General features: G+C 43.9%; 7 protein-coding genes. 1 reads left to right on the forward strand and 6 read right to left on the reverse strand.

What is annotated here, in order from left to right:
• The first annotated feature begins 179 nt into the window (after positions 1–179).
• Positions 180–1,043 (forward strand): MurR/RpiR family transcriptional regulator, encoded by an 864-nt coding sequence (locus GPL15_RS19545; RefSeq protein WP_215700352.1) that lies wholly within the window; start codon positions 180–182, stop codon positions 1,041–1,043.
• A 304-nt stretch (positions 1,044–1,347) separates the two neighbouring features.
• Here GPL15_RS19545 and GPL15_RS19550 read toward each other — a convergent pair whose 3' ends face one another.
• From GPL15_RS19550 to GPL15_RS19575, 6 genes are all read right to left on the reverse strand, one after another.
• Positions 1,348–1,881: a hypothetical protein gene (locus GPL15_RS19550; RefSeq protein ID WP_252198512.1), complete on the reverse strand. Its 534-nt coding sequence runs from the start codon at positions 1,879–1,881 to the stop codon at positions 1,348–1,350.
• Between the two features lie 482 nt (positions 1,882–2,363).
• On the reverse strand, positions 2,364–3,200 hold the full coding sequence (locus GPL15_RS19555; protein ID WP_215700353.1) for a carbohydrate ABC transporter permease: 837 nt from the start codon (positions 3,198–3,200) through the stop codon (positions 2,364–2,366).
• Positions 3,201–4,079: a sugar ABC transporter permease gene (locus tag GPL15_RS19560; RefSeq protein ID WP_215700354.1), complete on the reverse strand. Its 879-nt coding sequence runs from the start codon at positions 4,077–4,079 to the stop codon at positions 3,201–3,203. It lies immediately after the preceding gene.
• Between the two features lie 23 nt (positions 4,080–4,102).
• A complete protein-coding gene (locus tag GPL15_RS19565; protein ID WP_215700355.1) occupies positions 4,103–5,404 on the reverse strand; it encodes an ABC transporter substrate-binding protein in 1,302 nt (433 codons plus the stop codon).
• Between the two features lie 43 nt (positions 5,405–5,447).
• The gene (locus GPL15_RS19570) at positions 5,448–6,248 is read right to left on the reverse strand and encodes a glycerophosphodiester phosphodiesterase family protein (protein ID WP_252198513.1); all 801 of its coding nucleotides are present in this window, start codon (positions 6,246–6,248) and stop codon (positions 5,448–5,450) included.
• Positions 6,249–6,792: 544 nt separating this feature from the next.
• The coding region (locus tag GPL15_RS19575) for an Rpn family recombination-promoting nuclease/putative transposase (RefSeq protein ID WP_215700356.1) at positions 6,793–7,377 on the reverse strand (585 nt) is incomplete at its 5' end.

Consider the following 7,377-nt stretch of genomic DNA (forward strand, 5'->3'; position numbering starts at 1 on the left):
ATGTTGTAAATGTCAACATATTTAGCGGTTTTTCGATATTTTTTGTCATAGTTTACAACATTTATTGTCGATAATTGTGACTTTTATACGAATATTTTGTTTGTATTCGCAACATATTTGCAATCCAAAATAATATACGTTATAATCATGCTAAATAAAATGTAAAGGGGATCATAGACGTGGAAAAAACATTTGAGGAGCGGCTTCAAGAAGCAAGACTGACTCGAACTGAGAGTAAAATTGCGAAATACTTTATCAAAAACAAGTCGATCCTCGCGTTTCAGTCCTTAAAAGTAATCGCTGCAGATTTGAATATTAGTGACATCTCTATTGTCCGGTTTTCCAGGACCTTGGGATATGATGGCTTTGCTGATTTAAAGCGTCAGGTACAAGCTGAGCTTGCTTTGCTGATTGATAAGAACCCGGAGGATGTCAACACACTGACAAAATTCACTTCCGGAATGGAGATGCGTCAATTTTTCCCATTGGAAAATACGGAGCAGATGAAAGACTTATACTGCGGCATGGTCCAGAAAACCATTGAACGCAACGAAATGGAGACATTTTCACAAGCGGCTGACTTGATGGTCCAGGGAAAGAGCCACTATATTGTTGGGTCTTTTTCCAGAATCGGCGCAGTCGAGACCTTATACACCCTCCTTCTCCCTATTCTGCCCAACCTATTCAAGCTGACCGAATGGGGATTTGAGGCTTCTTCCATTCTGGCCAATCTGAAAAAGGATGATTGTGTTATCCTTTTTAGTTTTGGGCGTTTATGCCGTTTAGAAAAAGAAGTTCTTATGGCTGTGAATCGAGAGCGTGCTAATCTCATTGTCATAACGGACAAAAAGGAAACTAACACCATTACCACTGCGGATGTAACCCTGTACTCCAAAGCAAACGCCGGGCTGCCCTTCTATTCCAATGTCAGTAACGCAGTAGTTTCAGAAATTCTTGCGGCCATAATTTCTCAAAAAACATGGGAAACCAGCCGTGAACGTTTAGCAAATGTGGATATGCTGATAGCATCCCTATCGAAATAGTTTGGCAGACACCAGTAAAAAAAATCCCAGCAGACGCAGTTTTTTAACAGAACTTATTGCTGATAAATTCAAATTACCGGATTTCTATGGTGTCTGTACAGGCTTAATTGCTGATGAACGTTTCCCCTGTATGAAACAATTGGCGGATATACAGAATCGTATTAGACCTTAAAATAAAACCTATGAAATTATTGTCAAAGGCTAATTTGAATATTTAAAATCTATGTTGCATAATAGAGAAAATAAAAAGGTGCAAAGCCTTGATCTCTCTTAGACTTTTACACCTTTAAATCTGTATTTAATATCATGCCAATTTCTTCTCAAGGTCTGTGACCCGGTCCTGTAAATTAGTTACTAATTTCAATAGCAACACTGTATTATCAGATTGCAGCAGCAATGTATCGTATTTTACATTAAGAGATTTTAGTATTTCGTTGTATTTATCAACAGCATTTTCTGCTCTTATTATTTCATCATACAATTCCATTTTCAACAACTGCAAATCTTCCTTAGATGGCATGTGGCTTATATCTTCTTTGGTTGCCATTTGACTTAAATCTTCTTTGGCCGCCATATGGCTTAAATCTTCTTTAGTTGCCATTTGACTTAAATCTTCTTTAGTTGCCATTTGACTTAAATCTTCTTTAGCCACCATATGGCTTAAATCTTCTTTGGTAGCCATTTGACTTAAATCTTCTTTAGCCACCATATGGCTTAAATCTTCTTTAGTTGCCATTTGACTTAAATCTTCTTTAGCCGCCATGTGGCTTAAATCTTCTTTAGTCGCCATATTAACCATATTCGCTATAATAAAATCAAGCTTTTGCGAATCTGTCATTGTATCCCCTCTTTCCTGCTCCAATAAATATCCTATAAACAATGTAGCATATTCAGAGTGTAAAGTCTATTTATTTTTCAAGATGAATTGCTGAAAATATTTTATAATCATATATTCTTCCAGGCACCCCAAATCACCATTTACAGCCACTCGCCATCCTTTAGGCATACCGGCGGTGCAGTTCCAAGAAAAGCCGCCTTCATCTCTTTTATAAATATTTCAGCCCGCTCTATCCACTGATTTTCTGCACGATTTCCGAATGCGCCCTGGTCTGCAGTGTTTTCAGCGTAATAACCGTCCCTTCATAAAGCCCGGTCCCCATCGCCAGCCCGATGCAGGCTGACTTTTGCGTCCTCTCTCCAGCCCGATGCTTCCCCAATTACAAGTGCAAGCAGAGCTCTCCGGACAAGGCTTGCGGAATTTAACTCACTCCAATTCTCAAGTACATCCCTCTGCCGTCTCTCCCTGCTTTTAAGCCCTAATTATTCTTTCACCCCCCCTTCCATAATCCCGCCCAGAATATTCTTCTGGAACACCAACACCATAACCATCAGCGGCAGAACCGTTATCATACCCGCGGCCGCCACAACCCCAAACGGAATGGTATGGGTTGTCTGATACAAAGTCAGTCCCACCACCACAGTCCGGTACTGCTCATACTGGTTCAGCACCTGGGACAAGAGGAAACGGTTCCATGCCCCGATAAAAACCAGAATGCTGATGGAAAAAATACTGGCTTTTAAAAGCGGGATAATGATATATACAAACAACTGGAACATATTGGCCCCGTCCAGTTTAGCGCTCTCTTCAAATGAAACCGGTATCCCCTTAAACACGGCTGTCAAAAACCAGATCGTCATCGGCAGATCCAGAACCGACACGATCAGCGCCAGACCGATATGAGTATTCAAAAGCCCCAGCTTGCTGTACATTTTAAAAATGGGACTGATCAGTGTGATCGTAGGAAGCAGCGATATGGTCAGCACAAAGATTAAAAATACCTTTTTAAACCGGATATTCGTCCTGGTCAGCGCATAAGAAGCCATACTTCCCGCCGTTATGCAGATCGCCACAGCGATGGTTGTGATCACAAAACTGTTGAATACATACCTAAGCAGCGGCTGCTGCACAAACGCCGCCACATAATTCTTCACGCTCCAGACCGAAGGCAGAATCCGCGGAGGAATCCGGCTCAGATCCGATTCCGCCATAAATGAAGCCGAAATCATATACAGCATCGGTGAAATCATCACAAATAAAAACGCGGCCACAAACAGCAGATAAACAAATTTCTTCCATCCCGTCATCTTCACGCCCATTTAAACACTTCCCTTCGTCTTTAAACTGTCCACAAAGAACAGGCTGATTCCCACGGATATGACCAGCATGAGCACCGACAAAGTCGCTCCGTATCCCGTGTTGCCATATGTAAAATAAGTGTTGACCGCATACATGGACACCGTCTCCGTTCTCCCTGCCGGCCCGCCGCCCGTCATTGCCACAATCAGGTCATAAACCCTCATGGCAGAAATAATCCGAAACAGCACCGTAACCGACATGGTAGATTTGATCAGAGGCAGGGTAATCTTCCAGTACTGCTGCCATTTGCTGGCTCCGTCGATCTGGGCCGCCTCATAGTAATCTTTGGATATGGTCAAAAGTCCCGAAAGAAGCAGCAGCGACATATAGGGCGTATTCTTCCAGATATCCGCAATGAGAATAGAAAGTCTGGAAAGCCATTCATTGCCCAGCCAGTTGAGGGGCGCATCGATCAGATTCATCACCTGCATCACGAAATTTACCAGCCCGTTCTGTGAGAAAAACTGGGTCCAGACAATACCCGATACAACCGTGGGAATCGCCCATGGAATCAGGATTGCAGTTCTAATCAGCCCCTGTCCCGGTATCTTCCGGTTCATCACCAGCGCCAGGCACATGCCGATGATCAGTTCAATAAAAACCGATACTCCGGTAAATGCCAGGGTCCACCACAAGGTATCCCAAAAATGTTCATCCTGAAATGCACGGATATAATTCTTAACCCCCACAAATTTTGCTCCCAAAGCCGCAGTCTGGGTCCTGATCTCGAAAAAGCTCTGATAGATCGTATTTACCGCCGGATAAACAATCATAACAGCGATCAAAACCACACTGGGCAGAAGCAGAAAATATCCAATTCTGGTACTTTTTCGTTCCATGGGCTTCTCCTTTTTCTTTAAAATTACTGGATGACCTGTTTCACCTGCTTCACAATCTTATCCGCACTGTCCGCCGGCGTGCTCATACCCGTGATCACACTATGGATTTCCAGCTGCATAATGCCCGAAATCTCCGCATAATACGGCGACTGGGGTCTTGGCCTGGAATGGTCAAGGGCCTTCAAATACTGAGGCATCTCCGCCTTTTTCGCCAGGATCTCCGGATCTTCAAAAACCTTTTTAAGGGTCGGCTTAATATCCACCAGGTCAAAAGCGGTCATCTGGCTTTCATAATTGGCTCTGAACCTGGCGAATTCAACCGCTTCCGCCTGGTGCTTTGAAAAACTGGATACCATAACTCCCCAGCCCCCCAGACATCCGTCTCCCGGCAGAGGCGCAAGCATCATATTGCCCGCGACTTTGGAAGTTTCCGCATCGTTAAACGGTCCATATCCGCTGAGCCAGTCTCTCGCAAACACCGCATTTCCCGCGCAGACCACATCTCTCGCTTCCTTTGTTCCAAATGTCTCGATTCCCGGCGCAGTCAGCCCGTCATCCATCATTTTTTTCATATCTGCCAGCGTCTCTTCCAAGAGAGCCTGGTCAATGGCGCTGGTTCCGTCGTCATTTATAACGCGTCCGCCCTTTTCCCAATACATCTCCAGCATGGAACCTGTCAGACTTTCGGCCTGTTTCCAGTAGGAAACGAATCCTTTCAAATCAGGGTTCCCCTCTTTTTCAACAATCTCTGCGGCAGTCTCTTTCAGCTCTGCCCATGTCTTTGGAACTTCCTTCCCATACTTTTCCAGGAGATCTTTTCTGTAGTATAACCCGCCTGCGTCAGACATAAATGGGAGCCCATAAGTTTTTCCCTGAAGCTGGAAGGCGCTTAATGGGCCTGACAAATATTCCCCCAGTTCCCCCTCTGTCAGATACTCGTCAAATGGAATCACCCATCCCGCGGAGGCGAAGATCGGAGGCCAGACCACATCTCCCGCAAACACATCTATGGACGCATCCCCTGCCTGCAAGACCGTATTGATCGTCTTTAAACGGTCGTTAGAAGAATCCGGCAGTTCCACATAGTTGATCTTAATATCCGGATGAGAGGCTTCAAATGCCGCCACAATCGTAGATTCCACCTTGTTGTCATCCGGCCTGCCATAATAATTGACCGTAACCGGGCTGCCGCTTTTGGAACCTGACTTCTCTTCTGTTTTGGAAACTGCCGGGTCAGCCGTGCCGGAACCGCCTTTTTGCCCGCATCCCGCGGTTAAGGCCACTGATACTAATATAGCTGCCGCCATCCATCTTTTCTTGTTCATTTTCTTCTCCTATTCTGCCGCTTTTCGCGGCCCGGTCATCTGTTTATGCGTTTCTCTTCTCTATGTAATTCCTCAACAGCAGCGGCCAGTCTGTCTGAATGATGTCATACCCCTTATCCAAAAGCCAGCCCCAGGCTTCATCCATATCGGACAAAATAGCGCTGTTATCGTCATGTCCCGCTGTCAGTTTTATCGTATCATTTAACGTAATGGCATTAACCCAAAGCTTTTTCTGCTGCCTGTGCATCTCCCCAATAAATTTTTCCGATGTAAAAATGCTGTCCTCCGTTTCAAAGATCACTTCCGCCCCATAAAGATTCACCCCATACTGCTTCACAAAGTCCAATTTCGCCGGATCCCTCAAAATCGGCAGATACATGAGCTGCGGCCCTGAAGCTTCCAAAATCTCAAGCTCTTCCTTCTCAGGATGGCTCTTTAAAATGACCTGGTCATTCATCTGATGCCTGTTCAGCACCTGAATGATATCCTTCCAGTAAAACCAGCTCCTGTCAATGTTAATCAGACATTGACGGCCCTTAAAATGTTCCAGCACATCGTCCAGGGCATTAACAGGTTCTAAAACCCGTTCCTGCATTCCGTTAATAAATCTGAGTTCCTTCACCTGATTTGTAGTCATGGTTCTGATATCCTGACTGGTCCCTACCAGACCCGGTTCCTGTCCGTTATGAAACGTAAAAAAATCCCCATCCCTTGTCTGGATCACATCCACTTCCAGAATATCGGCTCCATGCAGCAGCGCATTCTCGTAAGCCCCTATGGTATTCTGTATGATGTTAGCGCCTGATGTTCCACGGTGAGCTGCTATCAACACTTCTTTCTTCATATAAATCCCTCCATACCGGAGCATTTTATGCACAGGCACGCGCTGAAAATTTCAAATTCCCAGCTGCGAATCAAATTTGTGGCTCCGGCACAAATTTGGGCGAATCAATAATCTATGAGAGACTATTTTTTACACCAATCCCGTTTTTATTCTTTATATTGCATAGTATAATCCATAAATTGGAACGTGTCAATATTATTTCAGAATAATATAAAAATTAATCCCATTTCTTTTCCGGATATTGCTGGTATTCAGCATATAATCGCTTATTTTCGCAATTGGTACGTTCTATTATATGGTATTCAAAAATCCTTTTTTCGTATCTTATTAATTTTTATAGCAATGTAAAAATACATCCCAGAGAAAAAAGTTATATCCCAGGCTGCATTTTGAAAATACCAGGGCGTGTTTGAACATTGCTTTCTGTCACACTCCTGAACGCCTGCAAACAGCCTTCCTCTATAAAATAAAAACAGGCTGTCTTCAAATAGAAAACAGCCCGAATTGGTCCTTTTTTAAGGCAGATCTATATACCGCCGGAATATCACTTCATATACTTCTCAATCATCTTTTCCTTAAATTCCTCATCTGTCTCCAGACGGTCAAGTTCCTCCTGTCCAATGCCATCCTTCAGCATCGATTTGATCAGACGCAGCATCATCTGTAATCCCTCGGCCCTTCCTTCTTCCCGCCCCTTATTAATAAAAGCATTCCTGATCGTTGTCTCATCCGATAATCTCATCTCTTCTTTCAGGTATCTGTACCGCAGTTCCTGATCTGAATTGATCTTCCCCATCTCTTCTACCGCTGCTTTCATATATTCATTCTTCTCAGCCATCTCTCTCAACACCTTCCAATCTTTCGCCGATATCAGCTTTGCCCACTTATAAACCTCTTCTTCGTTCTCCTCTTTGGAGGTCCGATCCAGTTGATTTAAGTATAACATGCGCAAACTCAGCTTGTCACTATATATGACGTGCGTTTTCTCATCCATTAGCCGGATAACCGAGTAATAATGATCTGCATGAGGCAGGTCAAACCCTAAAATACCTATATGGATACACTCCTCCAGTTTGGAATAATCCTCCCCTTTTGAAAAATCATCAATATACATCTTGCTCAAATAGAA

The organism is Clostridium sp. MCC353, assembly GCF_018785315.1.
Lineage (GTDB): Bacteria > Bacillota > Clostridia > Lachnospirales > Lachnospiraceae > CHH4-2.